General features: G+C 42.2%; 22 protein-coding genes and 1 riboswitch. Of the genes, 6 read left to right on the plus strand and 16 right to left on the minus strand.

Annotated features, from left to right (window positions below; genetic code table 11):
* The first annotated feature begins 67 nt into the window (after positions 1-67).
* Genes efp through nusB form a run of 3 tightly spaced genes read left to right on the plus strand, consistent with a single transcriptional unit; the run spans position 68 to position 1,457 of the window.
* Complete coding sequence (efp, locus tag QM959_RS01105; RefSeq protein ID WP_000568643.1) at positions 68-628, plus strand: elongation factor P; 561 nt, start codon at positions 68-70, stop codon at positions 626-628.
* Positions 629-649: 21 nt separating this feature from the next.
* Positions 650-1,039, plus strand: a complete 390-nt coding sequence (locus QM959_RS01110; protein ID WP_247935245.1) for an Asp23/Gls24 family envelope stress response protein — start codon at positions 650-652, stop codon at positions 1,037-1,039.
* The gene (gene nusB, locus QM959_RS01115; RefSeq protein ID WP_247935246.1) at positions 1,032-1,457 is read left to right on the plus strand and encodes a transcription antitermination factor NusB; all 426 of its coding nucleotides are present in this window, start codon (positions 1,032-1,034) and stop codon (positions 1,455-1,457) included. Before QM959_RS01110 ends, nusB begins: the two co-directional genes overlap by 8 nt.
* A gap of 114 nt (positions 1,458-1,571) precedes the next feature.
* On the opposite strand, the gene QM959_RS01120 is transcribed toward nusB, so the two are convergent.
* The 13 genes from QM959_RS01120 to QM959_RS01180 form a co-directional block, all read right to left on the minus strand.
* Complete coding sequence (locus QM959_RS01120; RefSeq protein WP_414370847.1) at positions 1,572-2,339, minus strand: acetyl-CoA carboxylase carboxyl transferase subunit alpha; 768 nt, start codon at positions 2,337-2,339, stop codon at positions 1,572-1,574.
* Positions 2,336-3,202, minus strand: a complete 867-nt coding sequence (gene accD / locus QM959_RS01125; RefSeq protein ID WP_414370849.1) for an acetyl-CoA carboxylase, carboxyltransferase subunit beta — start codon at positions 3,200-3,202, stop codon at positions 2,336-2,338. The genes QM959_RS01120 and accD overlap by 4 nt, the downstream gene beginning before the upstream one ends.
* 36 nt (positions 3,203-3,238) lie before the next feature.
* On the minus strand, positions 3,239-4,606 hold the full coding sequence (gene accC / locus QM959_RS01130) for an acetyl-CoA carboxylase biotin carboxylase subunit (protein WP_414370851.1): 1,368 nt from the start codon (positions 4,604-4,606) through the stop codon (positions 3,239-3,241).
* 11 nt (positions 4,607-4,617) lie between these two features.
* The gene (gene fabZ / locus QM959_RS01135; protein WP_000565509.1) at positions 4,618-5,040 is read right to left on the minus strand and encodes a 3-hydroxyacyl-ACP dehydratase FabZ; all 423 of its coding nucleotides are present in this window, start codon (positions 5,038-5,040) and stop codon (positions 4,618-4,620) included.
* Positions 5,037-5,522 (minus strand): acetyl-CoA carboxylase biotin carboxyl carrier protein, encoded by a 486-nt coding sequence (gene accB / locus QM959_RS01140; protein ID WP_414370852.1) that lies wholly within the window; start codon positions 5,520-5,522, stop codon positions 5,037-5,039. The genes fabZ and accB overlap by 4 nt, the downstream gene beginning before the upstream one ends.
* A gap of 2 nt (positions 5,523-5,524) precedes the next feature.
* Positions 5,525-6,760: a beta-ketoacyl-ACP synthase II gene (gene fabF, locus QM959_RS01145; protein WP_414370854.1), complete on the minus strand. Its 1,236-nt coding sequence runs from the start codon at positions 6,758-6,760 to the stop codon at positions 5,525-5,527.
* A gap of 21 nt (positions 6,761-6,781) precedes the next feature.
* On the minus strand, positions 6,782-7,513 hold the full coding sequence (gene fabG / locus QM959_RS01150) for a 3-oxoacyl-[acyl-carrier-protein] reductase (RefSeq protein ID WP_414370855.1): 732 nt from the start codon (positions 7,511-7,513) through the stop codon (positions 6,782-6,784).
* A 40-nt stretch (positions 7,514-7,553) separates the two neighbouring features.
* Positions 7,554-8,477 carry an ACP S-malonyltransferase gene (fabD, locus tag QM959_RS01155; RefSeq protein ID WP_414370857.1) on the minus strand — a complete coding sequence of 308 codons (924 nt, stop codon included), beginning with the start codon at positions 8,475-8,477 and terminating at the stop codon, positions 7,554-7,556.
* Positions 8,470-9,444 (minus strand): enoyl-[acyl-carrier-protein] reductase FabK, encoded by a 975-nt coding sequence (fabK, locus tag QM959_RS01160; protein WP_033684213.1) that lies wholly within the window; start codon positions 9,442-9,444, stop codon positions 8,470-8,472. The genes fabD and fabK overlap by 8 nt, the downstream gene beginning before the upstream one ends.
* 116 nt (positions 9,445-9,560) lie before the next feature.
* Positions 9,561-9,785, minus strand: a complete 225-nt coding sequence (locus QM959_RS01165; protein WP_000257838.1) for an acyl carrier protein — start codon at positions 9,783-9,785, stop codon at positions 9,561-9,563.
* Positions 9,786-9,843: 58 nt separating this feature from the next.
* Entirely contained in the window at positions 9,844-10,818 is a 975-nt protein-coding gene (locus QM959_RS01170; protein WP_247935254.1) for a beta-ketoacyl-ACP synthase III, read from the minus strand.
* On the minus strand, positions 10,818-11,252 hold the full coding sequence (locus tag QM959_RS01175; protein ID WP_247935255.1) for a MarR family winged helix-turn-helix transcriptional regulator: 435 nt from the start codon (positions 11,250-11,252) through the stop codon (positions 10,818-10,820). Before QM959_RS01175 ends, QM959_RS01170 begins: the two co-directional genes overlap by 1 nt.
* Before the next feature lie 93 nt (positions 11,253-11,345).
* A complete protein-coding gene (locus tag QM959_RS01180) occupies positions 11,346-12,131 on the minus strand; it encodes an enoyl-CoA hydratase (protein WP_247935256.1) in 786 nt (261 codons plus the stop codon).
* A 360-nt stretch (positions 12,132-12,491) separates the two neighbouring features.
* Here QM959_RS01180 and QM959_RS01185 point away from each other — a divergent pair, with 360 nt between their 5' ends.
* From QM959_RS01185 to serS, 3 genes are all read left to right on the plus strand, one after another.
* Complete coding sequence (locus QM959_RS01185; RefSeq protein WP_247935257.1) at positions 12,492-13,856, plus strand: aspartate kinase; 1,365 nt, start codon at positions 12,492-12,494, stop codon at positions 13,854-13,856.
* A 2-nt stretch (positions 13,857-13,858) separates the two neighbouring features.
* The gene (locus tag QM959_RS01190) at positions 13,859-14,230 is read left to right on the plus strand and encodes a DUF956 family protein (protein WP_000079349.1); all 372 of its coding nucleotides are present in this window, start codon (positions 13,859-13,861) and stop codon (positions 14,228-14,230) included.
* A 215-nt stretch (positions 14,231-14,445) separates the two neighbouring features.
* Positions 14,446-15,720, plus strand: a complete 1,275-nt coding sequence (gene serS, locus QM959_RS01195) for a serine--tRNA ligase (protein WP_414370861.1) — start codon at positions 14,446-14,448, stop codon at positions 15,718-15,720.
* Positions 15,721-15,744: 24 nt separating this feature from the next.
* On the opposite strand, the gene QM959_RS01200 is transcribed toward serS, so the two are convergent.
* The 3 genes from QM959_RS01200 to QM959_RS01210 all read right to left on the minus strand — a co-directional run bounded on the left by QM959_RS01200 (position 15,745) and on the right by QM959_RS01210 (position 18,756).
* Positions 15,745-16,644, minus strand: a complete 900-nt coding sequence (locus tag QM959_RS01200) for a TDT family transporter (RefSeq protein ID WP_414370863.1) — start codon at positions 16,642-16,644, stop codon at positions 15,745-15,747.
* A gap of 109 nt (positions 16,645-16,753) precedes the next feature.
* Entirely contained in the window at positions 16,754-17,302 is a 549-nt protein-coding gene (locus QM959_RS01205; RefSeq protein WP_261025698.1) for a carboxymuconolactone decarboxylase family protein, read from the minus strand.
* A 131-nt stretch (positions 17,303-17,433) separates the two neighbouring features.
* Positions 17,434-18,756 (minus strand): alanine/glycine:cation symporter family protein, encoded by a 1,323-nt coding sequence (locus QM959_RS01210; RefSeq protein ID WP_414370865.1) that lies wholly within the window; start codon positions 18,754-18,756, stop codon positions 17,434-17,436.
* A gap of 90 nt (positions 18,757-18,846) precedes the next feature.
* Positions 18,847-18,935: riboswitch (glycine riboswitch) on the minus strand.
* Between the last annotated feature and the right edge of the window lie 23 nt (positions 18,936-18,958).

An 18,958-nucleotide genomic window follows, 5' to 3' on the forward strand; every position in this document is an offset into this window, starting at 1 on the left:
TGACTTTATTTCCAGAAGATTTTATGTTAAAATGAAGAGTAATAATATTTATTAAAGAGGTAAAAACATGATTGAAGCAAGCAAATTGAAAGCTGGTATGACATTTGAAACTGCAGACGGAAAATTGATCCGCGTTTTGGAAGCTAGCCACCACAAACCAGGTAAAGGAAACACGATCATGCGTATGAAATTGCGTGATGTCCGTACTGGTTCTACATTTGACACAAGCTACCGTCCAGAAGAAAAATTCGAACAAGCTATTATCGAAACTGTTCCAGCTCAATACTTGTACAAAATGGATGAAACTGCCTACTTCATGAACACTGAAACTTACGACCAATACGAAATCCCAGTCGTAAACGTTGAAAATGAATTGCTTTACATCCTTGAAAACTCTGATGTGAAAATCCAATTCTACGGAACTGAAGTAATCGGTGTAACTGTACCAACTACTGTTGAATTAACAGTCGCTGAAACACAACCATCTATCAAAGGTGCTACTGTTACAGGTTCTGGTAAACCAGCAACTATGGAAACTGGACTTGTTGTCAACGTTCCAGACTTCATCGAAGCTGGACAAAAATTGATCATCAACACTGCAGAAGGAACTTACGTTTCTCGTGCCTAATCTCTAGAAAGAGGTCATTCTATGGGAATTGAAGAACAATTTGGCGAAATCGTTATCGCTCCACGTGTACTTGAAAAAATCATTGCCATCGCAACTGCTAAAGTTGATGGTGTTCACTCATTTTCAAATAAATCCGTATCTGATACTCTATCAAAACTCTCTCTTGGTCGTGGTGTTTATTTAAAAAATATCGAAGAAGAGCTGACAGCTGATATCTATCTCTATCTTGAGTACGGTGTGAAAGTACCAAAAGTTGCTCTGGCTATTCAAAAAGCGGTTAAAGATGCTGTCCGTGATATGGCTGATGTGGAACTTGCTGCTGTCAATATACATGTTGCAGGAATCGTTCCAGATAAAACACCAAAACCTGAGTTGAAAGATCTATTTAACGAGGACTTCCTCAATGACTAGTCCATTATTAGAATCTAGACGCGAACTTCGTAAATGCGCTTTTCAAGCTCTTATGAGCCTTGAATTCGACACAGATATGGAAACAGCTTGTCACTTTGCCTACACGCATGACCGTGAAGATACAGATGTGCAAATCCCTGCCTTTCTTCTAAACTTGGTTTCTGGTGTTCAAGCTCAAAAAGACGAGTTGGATAAACAAATCAACCAGCACCTCAAGTCAGGCTGGACAGTTGAACGCTTGACCTTGGTCGAAAAAAACTTACTACGCTTGGGTATCTTTGAAATCACTTCATTTGACACACCTCAGCTGGTAGCAGTCAATGAAGCTATTGAACTCGCTAAGAATTTTTCAGATCAAAAATCAGCCCGCTTTATCAACGGACTGCTTAGTCAATTTGTAACTGAAGAAAATGAATAATCGAAAAGGTGTTTGGTCTTCCAAGCACCTTTTGACTTTCCCATCTACACAGAGTGAGACCCACACAAAAACTAGAACTGACAGTCAGTTCTAGTTTTTGCGTATTCTGAAGAATTAGTATTTTCTAAATCGTTGATAGCGTTCTTCCAACAACTCTGCTAGCGGTTTTTGTGAAAGTCTAGCTAGCTCAGCTTGAAGTTCTTTCTTGACACTCTTAATCAGTTCTTTACTAGAAAGTCCTGCTTCAGAAATCACCTTGTCCACCACATCCATTTCTAACAGTTCATGCGAAGTGATTTTCATCAGTTCTGCCGCTTCCATGGCACGACTGCCGTCTTTCCATAGAATGGAAGCAAAGCCTTCTGGACTGAGAATAGCATAAATAGAATTTTCCAGCATCCAGACACGGTCAGCGACTGCTAGAGCCAGAGCCCCGCCTGAACCACCTTCACCGATAATGATGGCGATAATAGGAATTTTCAGGTCACTCATTTCCATGAGATTGCGAGCAATAGCTTCTCCCTGTCCACGTTCTTCCGCTCCGACACCAGGATAAGCACCTGCTGTATTGATAAAGGTCACCACTGGACGGCCAAACTTTTCAGCCTGTTTCATCAACCGTAGGGCCTTGCGGTAACCTTCTGGATGCGGTTGTCCAAAATTCCGTTTAAGGTTATCTTGTAAACTCTTGCCTTTTTGGATACCAATCACTGTTACAGCTTGTTCCCCAAGCCAGCCAATACCACCAACAACTGCACCATCGTCACGAAAAGAACGGTCACCGTGTAATTGGATAAAGTCATCAAAAATGCCTGTCGCAAAATCTAAGGTTGTCAAGCGACTCTGCTCACGCGCTTCTCTGACTATTTTTGCAATATTCATCTAGAACCCCCTCCGTGCAATCTGACTAGACTAGCAATCGTATCTGGCAAATCTCTTCTTTTGACAATAGCATCCACAAAGCCATGTTCAAGTAGAAATTCTGCCTTTTGAAAATCCTCAGGCAAGCTTTCACGAACCGTATTTTCAATCACACGACGCCCAGCAAAACCGACCAAACTCTGTGGTTCAGCCAGAATGATATCGCCTTCCATAGCGAAAGAAGCTGTTACACCACCTGTCGTTGGATCTGTCAAAATGGTCAGGTAAAAGAGACCAGCATTTGAATGGCGTTTAACCGCTGCCGAAATCTTGGCCATCTGCATGAGACTCATGATTCCTTCCTGCATACGGGCTCCACCAGAGGCGGTGAAGAGAATCACTGGCAACTGTTCAACAGTCGCATACTCAAACAAACGAGTGATTTTTTCCCCTACAACTGTACCCATAGAAGCCATGATAAAGTTGGAATCCATAATCCCAAGAGCCACAGTCTGACCTTTAATAAGAGCAGTTCCTGTCACAACAGCTTCATCCAGCCCTGTTTTTTCACGCATAGCCGCTAGTTTCTTTTGATAACCAGGGAAATGCAAGGGATCCTTGCTTTCAATCCCTGTAAACAATTCCTTGAAGGTTCCCATATCAATCGTCAAAGCCAAGCGTTCTTGGGCAGAAATACGAAAGGTATAGCTACAGTGCGGACAGATACGCTCACTTCCCAGATCCTTCTGATAGATGGTATGCTTACAACCCGGACACTGGGAGAATAATTCATCTGGAACCTCTGGCTTAGCTTGAGGTTTTTCCCTAACCGAACGATTGGGATTGATTCGAATATACTTATCTTTTTTACTAAATAGAGCCATTGATTCCCCTTTTCGGTTTAAACTCTTGAAGTCATTTTATTCTTTTTCTTGATATTTGGGTAAGAAGGTTTCCATCAAGAAGGAAGTATCATAATCCCCAGCAATGACATTGCGATCTGAAATAAGGTCAAGCTGGAAATCTGCATTGGTCTGCACCCCCTCTATCTCTAGTTCATAGAGGGCACGTTGCATTTTCATAAGTGCATCAAAACGATTTTCACCGTGAACGATGATTTTGGCAATCATACTATCATAATAGGGTGGAATGGTATAACCTGGATAAACTGCTGAATCCACGCGCAAGCCAACTCCTCCACTTGGCAGATAGAGATTGGTAATCTTACCTGGACTTGGAGCAAAGTTGAAAGCTGGATTTTCAGCATTGATACGACACTCGATGGCATGACCGCGTAGGACAATATCTTCTTGCTTAACAGACAGGGGCTGACCTGCCGCAATGCGAATCTGTTCCTTAACGATATCAACACCTGAAACAAATTCTGTTACTGGATGTTCTACTTGTACACGGGTGTTCATCTCCATAAAATAGAAGTTGCCACTGGCTTCATCAAGAAGAAACTCAATGGTCCCTGCATTTTCATAGCCTACAGACTCTGCAGCGCGAACAGCAGCAGCACCGATTTCATGACGCAGCGTTTTTCCGATTGCAATCGAAGGACTTTCTTCCAAAACCTTTTGATTATTCCGTTGAAGAGAACAATCCCGTTCACCTAAATGAATCACATGTCCATGCTCATCTCCTAGGATTTGAACCTCGATGTGACGAGCTGGATAGATGACCCGTTCTATGTACATGGCACCATTGCCATAATTGGCTTTGGCTTCACTAGAGGCAGTTTCAAAGGCTGAAACGAGGTCTTCTGGTTTTTCAACCTTACGAATCCCTTTACCACCTCCACCTGCTGAAGCCTTGAGCATAACAGGATAGCCAATTTTTTCTGCAACAATCAAAGCTTCCTCGGAGTTATGCACTTCTCCATCCGAACCTGGAATAACTGTCACACCTGCTTTAATCATCTGAGCACGCGCATTGATCTTGTCTCCCATCATATCCATAACATGACCAGATGGACCAATAAACTTGATTCCAACCTCTTCACACATGGTTGCAAATTTGGAATTTTCACTGAGAAATCCAAAACCTGGGTGAATGGCTTCTGCCTCAGTCAAGACTGCAGCTGATAGAACCGCATTGATATTGAGATAAGACTCTGTTGCCTTGCCAGGACCGATACAAACTGCTTCATCTGCCAAAAGCGTATGAAGGGCTTCCTTATCAGCAGTTGAATAAACTGCTACCGTCGCAATCCCCAATTCACGCGCTGCACGGATAATCCGAACCGCAATTTCACCACGATTGGCAATTAAAATTTTTCGAAACATGGAGAACCTCCTTAGTTCCCTATTGCAAAGGTAAGAGTACCACTAGCTGCAAGCTTGCCATCCACTTCAGCCTTTGCTTCAACCACAGCAATGGTGCCACGACGTTTTACAAAGGTTGCCGTCATAAGCAATTGATCTCCAGGTACAACTTGCTTCTTGAATTTAACCTTGTCCATACCAGCGTAGAAGACCAGTTTCCCTTTATTTTCAGGCTTAGACAACTCCAAGACACCAGCTGTTTGCGCCAAGGCTTCCATAATCAGAACACCTGGCATAACTGGATATTGAGGGAAATGGCCGTTAAAGAAGGGTTCGTTGATGGTCACATTTTTGATGGCAACAATGGTATCCTCGCTCACTTCCAACACACGATCCACTAGGAGCATGGGATAGCGGTGAGGTAGAGCTTCTTTGATTCCTTGAATATCGATCATTTGATGCGTACCAATCCTTTACCAAACTCAACCATTTCTTCGTTCGAAACGAGAATTTCCGTTACCACACCATCCTTAGGTGCTGGAATTTCATTCATGACTTTCATGGCTTCGATAATTACCAATGTTTGGCCTTTTTTAACACTATCACCAACTGAAACGAAGGCAGGTTTATCAGGACCAGCAGCCAAGTAAGCCACCCCAACAAGTGGACTCTCTACAACATCTCCCTCAGCAGCCACGCTTGCTTCAGCTGGAGCTGGAACTTCTTCTGCTACAGTTTCTGCTGGAGCAGATGTAGAAGCTACTGGACTCGGTGTTGCTAGAACAGGTGCTGGAGCGACTTGAGCTGTAGCTTCAGAAACCAGTCTAGCTTCATTCTTGCTAAACTGCAACTCATCCGTCCCATTCTTATAAGAAAATTCTCTCAAACTTGATTGGTCAAATTGAGCCATCAAGTCTTTAATATCGTTTAAATTCATACTTATTTATTCTCCCAACGTTTGAAAGCAAGAACTGCATTGTGGCCGCCAAAACCAAAGGTATTTGAAATAGCGTATGGAATTTCTTGCTCCAAGCCTTGTCCGTAAACGACATTGGCTTCGATATAATCTGATACTTCACTTGTTCCAGCTGTCATTGGTACAAAGTTATGACGCATAGCTTCGATGGTGACGATAGCTTCTACCGCACCTGCAGCTCCCAACAAATGTCCTGTGAATGATTTGGTTGATGATACAGGCACTTCCTTACCAAGAACAGCCACGATAGCACCGCTTTCTCCTTTTTCATTAGCAGGAGTTGACGTTCCGTGAGCATTGACATAGGCTACTTGCTCTGGAGAAATCTCAGCTTCTTCCAAGGCTAGTTTGATGGCCTTGATTGCTCCCTGACCTTCTGGATGTGGCGAAGTCATATGGTAGGCATCACAGGTATTTCCGTAACCAACTACTTCAGCAAGGATAGTAGCGCCACGTTTTTCCGCATGTTCAAGGCTTTCAAGAACCAACATCCCTGAACCTTCACCCATAACAAACCCATTGCGGTCCTTATCAAATGGGATAGAAGCACGAGCTGGGTCCTCTGTAGTAGAAAGAGCTGTCAAAGCTTGGAAACCAGCAATCGCAAAAGGTGTAATAGAGGCTTCTGAACCTCCAACCAGCATGATATCTTGGAAACCAAATTTGATAGAACGGAAGGCATCTCCGATAGCATCATTTGATGAAGCACAAGCAGTATTGATAGATTTACAGATACCATTGGCACCAAAGCGCATAGCAACATTACCTGCAGCCATGTTTGGCAAGGCTTTTGGAAGTGTCAATGGTTTTACACGTTTTGGACCTTTTTCGTGAAGTCGAAGCACTTGGTCTTCGATTTCTTTAATCCCACCGATACCTGATGCAACGATGACACCAAAGCGGTCTCTATCAAGATTCTCTACATCAAGATTAGCATTGTTCACTGCTTCTTGAGCTGCATACAAGGCATACAAAGAATAGTCATCAAAACGATTGGTATCTTTTTTTACAAAGTATTTATCAAACGGAAAATCCTGGATTTCTGCCGCATTATGCACATCAAAGTCACTATGATCAAATTTTGTAATTGGACCAATTCCGATTTTTCCAGTTGTCAAACTATTCCAAAATTCTTCTGGTGTATTTCCGATTGGAGATGTTACTCCATAACCTGTTACTACTACGCGATTTAGTTTCATCTTTTTTACCTCTAGCTTCTGCTACATACTTAAGCCACCATCAATGGCAACCACTTGACCAGTTAGATAATCTTGGCCTGCTAAAAATACTGTTAAATCTGCAACCTGCTCTGCCTGCCCAAATGCTTTCATAGGAATTTGCGCCAGCATGGCATCTTTCACCTTGTCTGATAAAACAGCTGTCATATCGGACTCAATCATTCCAGGTGCAATAGCATTAACCCTGATATTGCGATTGGCCACTTCACGCGCCACAGACTTGGTAAAACCAATCAAACCAGCCTTAGAAGCTGCATAGTTAGCTTGACCAATATTTCCCATCAAACCAACAACACTAGACATATTAATGATAGCACCTTCTCTAGCTTTTATCATCGGTTTCAAGACTGATTGTGTCATGTTAAAGGCACCAGTCAGGTTAACCTTGAGAACTTTTTCAAAGTCTGCTTCTGTCATCTTGAGCATAAGAGTATCTTGGGTAATTCCTGCATTGTTGACCAAAACATCAACTGAACCCAACTCTACAATAGCTTGATCAACCATACGCTTAGCGTCTGCAAAGTCTGACACATCTCCTGAAATGGGAACCACTTTGACACCATAGTTTGAAAACTCAGCTAGCAAGTCCTCTGAGATTGCCCCACGACTGTTTAAGACAATATTAGCTCCTACTTGAGCAAACTTGTGGGCGATGGCAAGACCAATTCCACGACTCGAACCTGTAATAAAGATATTTTTATTTTTTAGTTGCATTCTTTTCTCCTGTTTCCTTTTGTATTTATGGGAGAAGGGATTACTCGTTTTCTAGCAAGGCTTCCAAGCTAGCCTTATCTTCAACATTGGCTAGTTGAGCTGTCTTATCAATTTTTTTGACAAAGCCTGACAAAACTTTCCCCGGTCCAATCTCGATAAAGTTGGTGATGCCTGCTTCTTGCATGGCCCCAATGCTTTCATAGAAACGAACTGGCTCCTTGACCTGACGCGTCAAGAGTTGAGCAATGTCTTCTTTTTGCATAATTTCAGCCTCTGTATTGCCGACTAGGGGGCAAGTAAAATCTGAAAAACTTACTTGAGCTAGAGTTTCAGCTAGTTTCTGACTAGCAGGCTCAAGGAGAGCAGTATGAAAAGGTCCTGAAACCTTGAGAGGAATCAAGCGTTTAGCACCCGCTTCCTGCAAGAGTTCAACAGCTCGATCAACTGCAATCACTTCTCCACCAATCACGATCTGTGCAGGTGTATTATAGTTGGCTGGGGTAACCACTCCCAGTTCAGAAGCTTTTTGACAAGCTTCTTCAATAATCTCTACTGGCGTATTGAGAACAGCAACCATCTTACCAGAGCCAGCAGGGGCCGCTTCTTCCATATAGGCTCCACGCTTAGCAACCAAGGCAACTGCATCTTCAAAATCCAAGGCGCCACTGGCCACCAAGGCAGAGTATTCCCCAAGAGACAAACCAGCAACCATATCAGGCTGATATCCCTTTTCTTGCAATAAACGATAAATAGCAACTGAAGTCGCTAAAATAGCTGGTTGCGTATAGCGGGTCTGATTGAGTTTTTCTTCTTCCCTATCAATGAGATGACGCAAATCATAACCGAGTACCTGACTCGCTTGATCAATCGTTTCTTTGACAATAGGGTAGTGATCATATAGATCACGGCCCATACCTAGATACTGGGCACCTTGGCCAGCAAATAAAAAGGCTGTTTTAGTCATTTCTTACAACTCCTGCCCAACGAGAGGCTTCTTCTTGAATTTTCTTAGCTGCTCCGTAATACAAATCTTTTAGGATTTCTTCAACAGTTTCTTCTTTTGAAACCAAGCCTGCAATTTGGCCGGCCATCACAGAACCCCCATCCACATCTCCGTGAACAACCGCTTTGGCTAAAGCACCTGCTCCCATTTGCTCAAAAATTTCCAAATCTGGATTTTCTTGTTTAAAGGCATCTTTTTCAGCTTGTTCAAAATCACGAGTTAATTGATTTTTGATAGCACGAACTGCGTGACCAAAATGTTGTGCTGAAATTGTTGTATCAATATCACGAGCTTTTAAAATTTTAGCCTTATAGTTTGGATGAGCGTTTGATTCTTTAGCAACTACGAAACGAGTTCCTACTTGCACAGCTTCTGCACCAAGCATAAATCCAGCTGCTGCTCCCTCACCGTCTGCAATACCACCTGCAGCGATAACAGGAATTGAAACAGCCGCTGCAACTTGACGAACCAAGGTCATGGTTGTTAATTTACCAATGTGACCACCAGCTTCCATTCCTTCTGCAATAACGGCATCCGCACCGATTTTTTCCATGCGTTTAGCTAGGGCAACACTTGGTACAACTGGAATAACCGTAATACCAGCAGCATGAAATCGTTCCATGTATTTACTTGGATTTCCTGCGCCTGTTGTGACCACCTTAACACCTTCCTCGATAACGAGGTCTACAATATCTTCCACAAAGGGAGACAAGAGCATGATGTTGACACCAAAGGGTTTATCAGTCAATGATTTGATTTTATCAATATTTGCCTTGACAACTTCTTTTGGGGCATTCCCCCCACCGATAATGCCTAGTCCTCCAGCCTTGGAAACAGCCCCTGCCAAATCACCATCAGCAACCCAGGCCATCCCTCCTTGGAAAATAGGATAATCAATGTTCAATAATTCTGTAATACGCGTTTTCATAGTGCCTCCATCGTTTCTTGCTTACGTAATAGTTCGATATCGTCATAATTTGACAATCAAACTATTGCCTAAACAAGAGGGAGCGGGTTTCCCTACTCCTTCTATCCATATTCTGTTTATTTTGTTTGCTCTTCAACGTAGGCAACCAAGTCACCAACTGTTTTCAAGTCATCTTCTGCTTCGATTTGGATATCAAAAGCATCTTCAATTTCTGAGATTACTTGGAACAAGTCCAATGAATCTGCATCCAAATCATCAAAAGTTGATTCAAGTGTTACTTCTGATGCATCTTTTCCAAGTTCTTCAACGATAATTTCTTGTACTTTTTCAAATACTGCCATGATAGGACTCCTTTAAAATAAATAGTTTTTTATAACAATGTGTTCACCACATGATTACCTAAATTGTAAGAATGAGTGTGCCCCAGGTCAAGCCTCCACCGAAGCCTGATAGCAGAACAGTCTGGCTTCCATCTAAACGGATGAGACCTTGTTCTACACACTCTGAAAGTAAAATCGGGATACTGGCTGCACTGGTGTTCCCATATTCCATCATATTGGCTGGAAGTTTAGCTCGGTCGACACCGATTTTTCTAGCCATTTTATCCAAGATACGGTCATTAGCCTGATGAAGTAGCAGATAATCCAAGTCTGTCGCCTCTATAGGAGATTCAGCAATAGTCTGTTTGATAGACTTAGCAACATCTCGAATAGCAAAATCAAAGACTGCGCGTCCATCCATCTTCAAAAATGAATCTGCATTTTCTTGATTTGAAAATGGAGAATTCAAGCCTGAATATCCATACGTCAGACATTCACTACGACTTCCATCGCTATTGAGGCTCTCAGCCAAGAAATGCTCTTGCTCGCTAGCTTCTAGCAAGACACCACCAGCACCATCTCCAAACAAAACAGCTGTAGATCGGTCTGACCAATCGACTGCTTTAGAGAGGGTTTCACTACCAATCACCAAGCCTTTTTGAAAGCGACCAGAAGCGATAAACTTTTCAGCAGTTGAAAGAGCAAATACAAATCCACTGCAAGCAGCTGTTAGGTCAAAAGCAAAAGCTTTTCTTGCACCAATATTGGCTTGGACACGAGCAGCTGTAGAGGGCATCATCGAATCTGGAGTAATGGTAGCTAGGATGATAAAATCCAACTCCTCTCCTGAAATTTCAGCTTTTGCCATCAGTTTCTTAGCAACCTCTGTAGCCAAATCACTAGTAGATTCTGTTCTTGAGATATGCCTTTGTCGTATTCCCGTCCGACTTGAAATCCACTCATCATTGGTATCCATAATCTGAGCCAAATCATGATTTGTAACCACTTGCTCTGGCACATAATGAGCAACCTGGCTTATTTTTGCAAAAGCCATTATTTCAAATCCTCCAAAAATTGGTAAAGATTAGTCAAACCTTTGCTCATAACAGCAATTTCTTCCTCGCTCATGTCATCAATGATTTTTTCAACCATGGCCTTGTGGAAGCGTTTATGTAGCCTATGAACCAAGCGACCTTTCTTTGTCAAATGCAGATGCACCACACGTCGATCATGCTCTGAACGAATGCGTTCAATGTAACCCTTGCGTTCGAGATTATTCAAACTAGTCGTCACTGTCCCAAGAGTCACCATCAACTCTTTTGACACTTGACTTGGTGTCACATCTGGAACTTTTCCAATCACATCAATCGTATGCATTTCTTTGATGGAGATATCCTTGAAACGACTACCTCTCAAGCTAACTTCCTCGATAACGAGGACATTGTTAAATATAGATGTTAAATATTCATTAATTCGTTGGTAGTCCAATCTTTCCTTCCCTCCTTTTCAAAAAAACTTTTAGAATCAAAACATTTGACAAGAGAATTATATCAAACTTCAAAGAATGGTGCAAGTATTTTTTTATTTTCCTGTAAATTTAGGTCTTCTTCTCTCTGAATGAGCCCGAACTCCCTCTTTGAAATCCTCTGTTTGCGCTAGTGATTCCTGTAGGTTCAGTTCTAAAGCGGCATAATCTTGCCAATCTTTAAATTGGCTCTCCCAAACTAACTTCTTAATGGCAGCATAAGAATTAGCTGAGCCACGTCTTAATTTTTTAAGAAGCTGTTCTCTGGTTTTTTCTAACTTATCAGCTTCAGAAATACGGTAAACCACACCCCACTCTAGAGCTTTTTCTGCGGTTAAAGCCTCTCCTGTCATGGCTAGTTGAGTAGCACGCGTCACACCGATACTTCGACTCAAGAGATGAATTCCTCCTGCATCTGGCGCCAAACCAACTCCAACAAAGGCTTGGATAAATTTAGCCTTATCAGTCGCTAAACAGAAATCTGCGGCAACAGCCATATTAGCTGCAGCACCTGCAACAGCCCCATCTACCTCCATTAAAACAGGTTTGGCTATTTGTTTAATTTTATACGAAATAGTATTGACCAATTCTGCGATTTTCGTTAATGATGGAATATCATCCTCATCCACTGCCCGCTTCATCTCTACTAAATCTCCCCCAACTGAAAAGACTTTGCCATTCGCATTGATCAAGACAAAATGCACAGTTGGATTCTCTTCTGCCAAAGTCAGAGCATCTAAAATCTCCTCACACATAGGAATGTGGAAACCGTTAGCGACATCAGGACGGTTTAAAGTAATAATTGCCAAATCCTCTTCAATCTGATAAATAATATGTTCCATCTGGACTCCTTTTTGTTTGATAAGCAGTTTATACTCTTCGAAAATCTCTTCAAACCACGTCAGCTTCGCCTTGCCGTATATATGTTACTGACTTCGTCAGTTCTATCCACAACCTCAAAACCGTGTTTTGAGCAACTTACGGCTAGCTTCCTAGTTTGCTCTTTGATTTTCATTGAGCATTAAATTATTTTATTTTCAAAGTATATCTTTTTTAGGAGTGGAAAGCAAGAAAAAATCGACTGAAAGTGTCTCAGCCGATTAGAAAAGCTCGCTTTATCCTAGAAAGCATCTTATTTTCTTCATTGAAAAAAGCCTTCCTTTCTGCTATAATCGTATAAAATACTTACTTTAGGAGTTCTTATGAAGGTTGTTAAATTTGGAGGTAGTTCTCTTGCCTCTGCTAGTCAATTAGAAAAAGTTTTAAACATCGTAAAAAGCGATTCAGAGCGTCGTTTTGTAGTCGTTTCTGCGCCTGGTAAACGCAATGCTGAAGATACTAAGGTTACGGATGCCTTGATTAAATACTACCGTGATTATGTTGCTGGTAACGATATTAGCAAGAGCCAAAACTGGATTATCAACCGCTATGCTGCTATGGTTAGTGAATTGGGACTGAAACCAGCTGTGCTAGACAAAATTTCAAAAAGCATTCGCGCCTTGGCCAGTCTTCCTATCGAAGAAAATGAATTTCTCTACGATACTTTCCTAGCAGCCGGTGAAAATAACAATGCCAAATTGATTGCTGCATATTTTAACCAAAACGGTATCGATGCACGCTATGTTCACCCTAGAGAAGCTGGGATTGTGGTAACAAGTGAACCGGGCAACGCTCGCATCGTGCCATCAAGTTATGACAAGATTGAAGAATTGACAAATACAAATGAAGTCCTTGTCATTCCTGGTTTCTTTGGAGTTACTAAAGAGAATCAAATCTGTACTTTCTCACGTGGAGGTTCAGACATTACAGGTTCTATCATTGCTGCAGGTGTAAAAGCCGACCTCTATGAAAACTTTACAGACGTTGATGGTATCTTTGCAGCTCACCCTGGTATTATCCATCAACCACACTCAATCCCTGAGTTGACCTACCGTGAAATGCGTGAGTTGGCCTATGCAGGATTCTCAGTCCTTCATGACGAAGCCCTTCTTCCTGCCTACCGTGGAAAAATTCCTCTGGTTATCAAGAATACCAACAACCCTGACCATCCAGGTACTCGTATCGTTCTAAAACATAGTAGTGATGAATTCCCAGTTGTGGGAATTGCTGGTGACTCAGGCTTTGTCAGCATCAACATGTCGAAATACCTCATGAACCGCGAGGTCGGATTTGGTCGCAAGGTTCTGCAAATCCTTGAAGACCTTAACATCGGTTGGGAACATATGCCAACAGGTATCGACGATCTTTCTATCATTCTCCGTTCTCGTGAACTAACTCCTATCAAGGAAGAAGAAATCCTTCGTCAGTTGGTTCAAAAGGCTGAGGTAGACCATGCAGAAATTGAACACGACCTTTCTATCATTATGATTGTTGGAGAAAAAATGAAGAGTCATATCGGAGTAACTGCTACTGCGACACGAGCTCTATCTGAAAACAAGATCAACATCCAGATGATGTCTCAAGGTTCTAGTGAAGTTTCTATCATGTTTGTTGTCAATAAAGACCAAGAAAAAGCAGCAATCAAAGCCCTCTACAATGCCTTTTTCGGTGAAAGTAAGGAAGACTAATCATGGCCCAATCACTTAATAAAACAGTGCTCCTCAATACCACAGGAACTTCCTACCTCTCTATAGCTGGGAAAGTTGGGAAATTCCTTGTCGGAGATCAGGCTCTGGAATTTTACCCAGATGTTAATGTCGAACAATTTATCCAGATTCCTTGGAGCCATATCAATCAGATTGGAGCCAATGTCACTGGTCGCAAAATCAGTCGCCACTTCGAAGTTTTTACAGATCGAGGAAAATTCCTCTTTGCGTCAAAAGATTCAGGTGCCATTCTCAAAATTGCACGCGAAAAATTGGGCAATGACAAGGTCGTCAAGCTTCCGACCCTGATTCAGACCATTGGTCAAAAATTTAAAAATCTATTTGCAAAAAAATAGAAAGTTTAGTATAATCATAGAAACGGATAAGTAGGTTATTCCCTTCTTTCAGAAAGTCTGCGGGTGCTGCGAGCAGATAGAGGAGTTAATTGAAATTCTACCGTTGTTTTAAATCAAATACACAATCAAGTGCACATCTGTGAAGTTGGATGGAACCGTGGCTCTGCCACTCCAACGCTTTGTCAGGTGTGCTTTTTTCATATAAAGGAGGACTCATGTTAGATATCAAACGAATTCGTACAGACTTTGAAGCTGTCGCTGAAAAATTGGCTACACGAGGTGTAGACGCTGCTATCTTAAATGAGATGAAAGAAATCGATGCTAAACGTCGTGACATCTTAGTCAAGGTTGAAACCCTCAAGGCAGAGCGTAACACAGTTTCTGCTGAGATTGCCCAAGCTAAACGCAACAAGGAAAATGCAGATGATAAGATTGCAGCTATGCAAACTCTTTCTGCAGAAGTCAAAGCGCTAGATGCAGAATTAGCAGAAATCGATGCTAAATTGACAGAATTTACCACTACTCTTCCAAACATCCCAGCGGACAGTGTTCCTATTGGAGCAGATGAAGATGATAACGTAGAAGTTCGCCGTTGGGGAACTCCTCGTAAGTTTGACTTTGAACCAAAAGCCCACTGGGATCTTGGTGAAGACCTCGGTATTCTTGACTGGGAACGTGGTGCAAAAGTCACTGGAGCTCGTTTCCTCTTCTATAAAGGCCTCGGAGCTCGCTTAGAACGTGCCATCTACAACTTTATGTTGGATGAACATGGTAAGGAAGGTTATACTGAAGTCATCACACCTTACATGGTTAATCATGATTCAATGTTTGGTACAGGACAATATCCAAAATTCAAGGAAGATACTTTTGAACTTAGCGATACCAACTTTGTCTTGATTCCAACCGCTGAAGTGCCTCTCACTAACTACTACCGTGATGAAATCATCGATGGCAAAGATTTACCAATCTACTTTACTGCTATGAGCCCATCTTTCCGTTCAGAAGCTGGTTCTGCTGGCCGTGACACTCGTGGCTTGATTCGTTTGCACCAATTCCACAAGGTTGAAATGGTTAAATTTGCTAAACCTGAAGAGTCATATGAAGAATTGGAGAAAATGACAGCCAACGCTGAAAACATTCTTCAAAAACTAAACTTACCATACCGTGTCGTTGCTCTTTCTACAGGAGATATGGGCTTCTCAGCTGCGAAGACTTACGACTTGGAAGTTTGGATCCCAGCACAAAATACTTACCGTGAAATCTCAAGCTGTTCAAACACAGAAGATTTCCAAGCCCGTCGTGCCCAAATCCGTTACCGTGATGAAGCTGATGGCAAGGTGAAATTGCTCCACACCTTGAACGGTTCTGGACTTGCAGTTGGACGTACAGTGGCTGCTATTCTTGAAAACTACCAAAATGAAGATGGTTCTGTAACCATCCCAGAAGCACTTCGTCCGTACATGGGTGGAGCTGAAGTCATCAAACCATAAAAAATAAGGTTTAGCTATTTCTAGCTAGACCTTTTTTCGTAACCAAATCAGATAAGTACCTAAAACAAAGAATAAAATAGTTAGGCAAATAGCAGTTTCAGCCAGTACCAGATAATCCAGAAATGTAAGTTTCAAGATTCCCTGAGCCATCTTAAGCGAGGTAGCCGTGATAATGGTTGGGAAGGTGAGGGCTGAGAAGGCTGGTTGAAAGCCTCGTTTTAAAATATTGGGCAGGCGAGTCAAAACAAAGAAAAAGAAGGATTGAGAAGCCAAAATCATGACAATCAAGAGCCAAGTCGGTAGGCTGGCTCCTCCTACCCGAACTAGGGATGCCAAGAGTAGAGAGAAAGGAGCACAGTAGATTCCTTCTTGCCCAAGCAAGGCTAGTGGGAGTGGATGTTTCTTTAAATCGCTATAAATAAGTGGGTAGAGATAGAAGGTCAAGAGAAATCCAAAACTCAAAGTCGCATAGGCAATTTCGATGATGCCTACAAGAGGATAGGTCAAGGCTGCCACTGCTATCCCCACATAGAGAACCGTCCAGCTAGGAGTGGCATGAACTCTCCGACCCGGATAGGTAAATTTAATTGTAAAAGCAGCAATCAAGGCCAAATCCAAGAGAAATGAAAACCACCAGAGTCCTTGCGCTACTATAGGCAAATGAGGGAATACGCGAAAGACATAAGTCGATAAAATCATCCCAGCCATGGGAAAAGTGGCCATTCCTGACAAAAGAGGAGGCTTGGTCAATTCTTGCTTGCTTTCCTTCCAATTAAAGAGATGAAAAATTAGAAAGTAAATCCACAAAATCAAACCAGTCAGACTTAATAGATGGGACAGAACCGGTAACGTATCTAAAATAAGATTTCCAGCTCCTGCCAAACCTAACAAACAACCAGAAAATACCAAGGGGAGTTTTTTCATCCTAACCTCCAATAATGATATTATCTTTAGTATATCATAAAAAAGCTGGAATAAGATTCTAAAAAACGAAGTCCGATTATTTCAGACTTCATTTTTACTCAGATAAGGATTAAGCATAAGGTTGCAATTCTGGGTTAATTGGGGTATTAGCTAGATTATTGGCATAGTTACAGAGGCTTGCTAGGCTGACACCAAGAACCACATCCAAGGCATTTTGTTGGGTGTAACCAGCTTCTAGAAACTCAGCCAAGGCTTCATCTCCTACACGACCTTTGGTATTGATAACAGCCAAGGTAAACTTAGCGAGGGTGTCTAATTTAGGATCTGTTTCGATTGGAGTACGATTGCGAAGGGCTTGCAGAAGGTCATCGTTCATCTGGATTTGTTTAATTGAAAAGGCTGTGTGCCCTGCGACACAGAAGGCACAACCATTGGTCACAGCTGCCGTGATTTGCACTACTTCGCGCTCAACGGGTGTCAGGCTGTTGCGACGATTGATGGCTCCGACAGTTCTGTAGGCTTCTAAAGCAGTGGGAGCATTAGCCAAGAGACCGATTAGGTTAGGAATATAGCCATTGTTATCTTTTTCTACTGTTTCAAGAACTTCTTTCACTTCTGCTGGTGCTGATTCTACTGTATGGATGGTAAATGCTGTCATCATAAAACCTCTTTTCATTTTGTTGAAACCTAGTCTATCACAGATTCTATACCGTGTATAATATATATTTTAAATTGCATCGATAAAAATTTTTTATGAAAGCAAAAAATCACACGAGCTGTGTGATTCCACTATTTATTAAAATACTTTTTAGTCTCAGCAATAACAACTGGTGATAAAACTAAGAGGGCAATCAAGTTTGGCAATGCCATCAAGGCATTGACGATATCTGCGATAATCCAGACCATATCCAACTCGATAAATCCTCCCAGCAAGACCATGAGCACAAAAATCACACGGTAGAGCCAGATAAAACGAACCCCAAAGAGAAACTCGAAACAGCGTTCTCCATAGTAGTTCCAACCTAGAATCGTTGTAAAGGCAAAGAGTACAAGGAAGATAGTCAAGAGGGCCGGCCCAAAATGTGAAAAGAATGTTGAGAAGGCTGACTGAGTCAAAGCCACTCCATTCAAATCACTATTCCATACTCCGGTTACCAAGATGGTCAAACCAGTCAAGGTACAGATAATAAGGGTATCAATAAAGGTTCCTGTCATGGAAATCAAACCTTGCTCTACTGGTTCATTTGTCTTAGCCGCAGCAGCTGCAATGGGAGCAGAACCCAGACCAGATTCGTTTGAGAACACACCACGCGCCACACCATTTTGGATAGCCATCCGAATGCTAGCACCGGCAAATCCACCTACCGCAGCAACCGGACTAAAAGCTGATGTCAAGATTAAAGCGATTGTAGCAGGGAGTTTTCCAATATTAAAGATAATAACTGTAAGTGTTCCCAAAATATAAATGATAGCCATAAAAGGAACAACAGTAGTTGAAACCTTAGAAATAGACTTGAGCCCGCCAAAAACAGCAATTGCTACAAAGATAGACAACACGAGAGCCGTGATAGCTGGCGAAATAGTCGTTGTATTTTGGATAGATTCTGTAATCGAGTTGACTTGGGTGAAGGTTCCGATTCCCAACAAAGCTACTAGAACACCTGCCAGGGCAAAGAAGATGGCAAGTGGTCGCCACTTTTCTCCCATCCCTAGAAGGATATAGTGCATGGGACCTCCTGCAACAGCACCGTTATCGTCTTTAGTTCTGTATTTAATAGCTAATAAACCTTCCGCATACTTGGTTGCCATTCCAAAGAAAGCAGCCATCCACATCCAAAAGAGGGCCCCTGGGCCACCGACCTTGATAGCCGTCGCCACCCCGATAATATTTCCCGTACCAACTGTCGCTGCTAGGGCTGTACACAAGGCCGCAAAACTGGATACATCCCCATGCCCCTTATCCTTGATAAAAATAAGCTGGAAGGCCTTGGGCAGACGCAAAACCTGCAAGAGTCCTAGCCGGGCAGTTAGGTAAATCCCTGTTCCGACCAATAAAATCAAGAGTGGAGGCCCCCAAGCAAAAGCATCAATTGATTTAAGCAATTCTAACATTTTCTTCTCCTATCTTTTCAACCCCAAAAGAAAGAGCACATGCAAGATACATGTACTCTGGAATGCTTAGATAAATGCTAAAAAGCGGTCTATCCTAGCTCTGTCCTTTTACCTGAGAGTTTGAGCAGTTACCTGCCTTGCCCCTTCGGTGCCTTTACGGTCTCTCCAGAGTTCCGTCCATTTACAGTCATGGAAAATCAAA

It is taken from the genome of Streptococcus mitis (genome assembly GCF_047459985.1).
Taxonomy (GTDB): domain Bacteria; phylum Bacillota; class Bacilli; order Lactobacillales; family Streptococcaceae; genus Streptococcus; species Streptococcus mitis_DZ.

Bases quoted from the DNA above. Each gene is read 5' to 3' on its own strand.
- QM959_RS01205 (WP_261025698.1), bottom strand. From the start codon at position 17,302: ATGACAGCATTTACCATCCATACAGTAGAATCAGCACCAGCAGAAGTG.
- fabD (WP_414370857.1), bottom strand. From the start codon at position 8,477: ATGACTAAAACAGCCTTTTTATTTGCTGGCCAAGGTGCCCAGTATCTA.
- serS (WP_414370861.1), top strand. From the start codon at position 14,446: ATGTTAGATATCAAACGAATTCGTACAGACTTTGAAGCTGTCGCTGAA.
- fabK (WP_033684213.1), bottom strand. From the start codon at position 9,444: ATGAAAACGCGTATTACAGAATTATTGAACATTGATTATCCTATTTTC.
- fabF (WP_414370854.1), bottom strand. From the start codon at position 6,760: ATGAAACTAAATCGCGTAGTAGTAACAGGTTATGGAGTAACATCTCCA.
- QM959_RS01120 (WP_414370847.1), bottom strand. From the start codon at position 2,339: ATGAATATTGCAAAAATAGTCAGAGAAGCGCGTGAGCAGAGTCGCTTG.
- QM959_RS01180 (WP_247935256.1), bottom strand. From the start codon at position 12,131: ATGGAACATATTATTTATCAGATTGAAGAGGATTTGGCAATTATTACT.
- efp (WP_000568643.1), top strand. From the start codon at position 68: ATGATTGAAGCAAGCAAATTGAAAGCTGGTATGACATTTGAAACTGCA.
- fabG (WP_414370855.1), bottom strand. From the start codon at position 7,513: ATGCAACTAAAAAATAAAAATATCTTTATTACAGGTTCGAGTCGTGGA.
- QM959_RS01200 (WP_414370863.1), bottom strand. From the start codon at position 16,644: ATGAAAAAACTCCCCTTGGTATTTTCTGGTTGTTTGTTAGGTTTGGCA.
- QM959_RS01110 (WP_247935245.1), top strand. From the start codon at position 650: ATGGGAATTGAAGAACAATTTGGCGAAATCGTTATCGCTCCACGTGTA.
- QM959_RS01170 (WP_247935254.1), bottom strand. From the start codon at position 10,818: ATGGCTTTTGCAAAAATAAGCCAGGTTGCTCATTATGTGCCAGAGCAA.
- QM959_RS01210 (WP_414370865.1), bottom strand. From the start codon at position 18,756: ATGTTAGAATTGCTTAAATCAATTGATGCTTTTGCTTGGGGGCCTCCA.
- accD (WP_414370849.1), bottom strand. From the start codon at position 3,202: ATGGCTCTATTTAGTAAAAAAGATAAGTATATTCGAATCAATCCCAAT.
- nusB (WP_247935246.1), top strand. From the start codon at position 1,032: ATGACTAGTCCATTATTAGAATCTAGACGCGAACTTCGTAAATGCGCT.
- QM959_RS01185 (WP_247935257.1), top strand. From the start codon at position 12,492: ATGAAGGTTGTTAAATTTGGAGGTAGTTCTCTTGCCTCTGCTAGTCAA.
- accC (WP_414370851.1), bottom strand. From the start codon at position 4,606: ATGTTTCGAAAAATTTTAATTGCCAATCGTGGTGAAATTGCGGTTCGG.
- accB (WP_414370852.1), bottom strand. From the start codon at position 5,522: ATGAATTTAAACGATATTAAAGACTTGATGGCTCAATTTGACCAATCA.
- fabZ (WP_000565509.1), bottom strand. From the start codon at position 5,040: ATGATCGATATTCAAGGAATCAAAGAAGCTCTACCTCACCGCTATCCC.
- QM959_RS01165 (WP_000257838.1), bottom strand. From the start codon at position 9,785: ATGGCAGTATTTGAAAAAGTACAAGAAATTATCGTTGAAGAACTTGGA.
- QM959_RS01190 (WP_000079349.1), top strand. From the start codon at position 13,859: ATGGCCCAATCACTTAATAAAACAGTGCTCCTCAATACCACAGGAACT.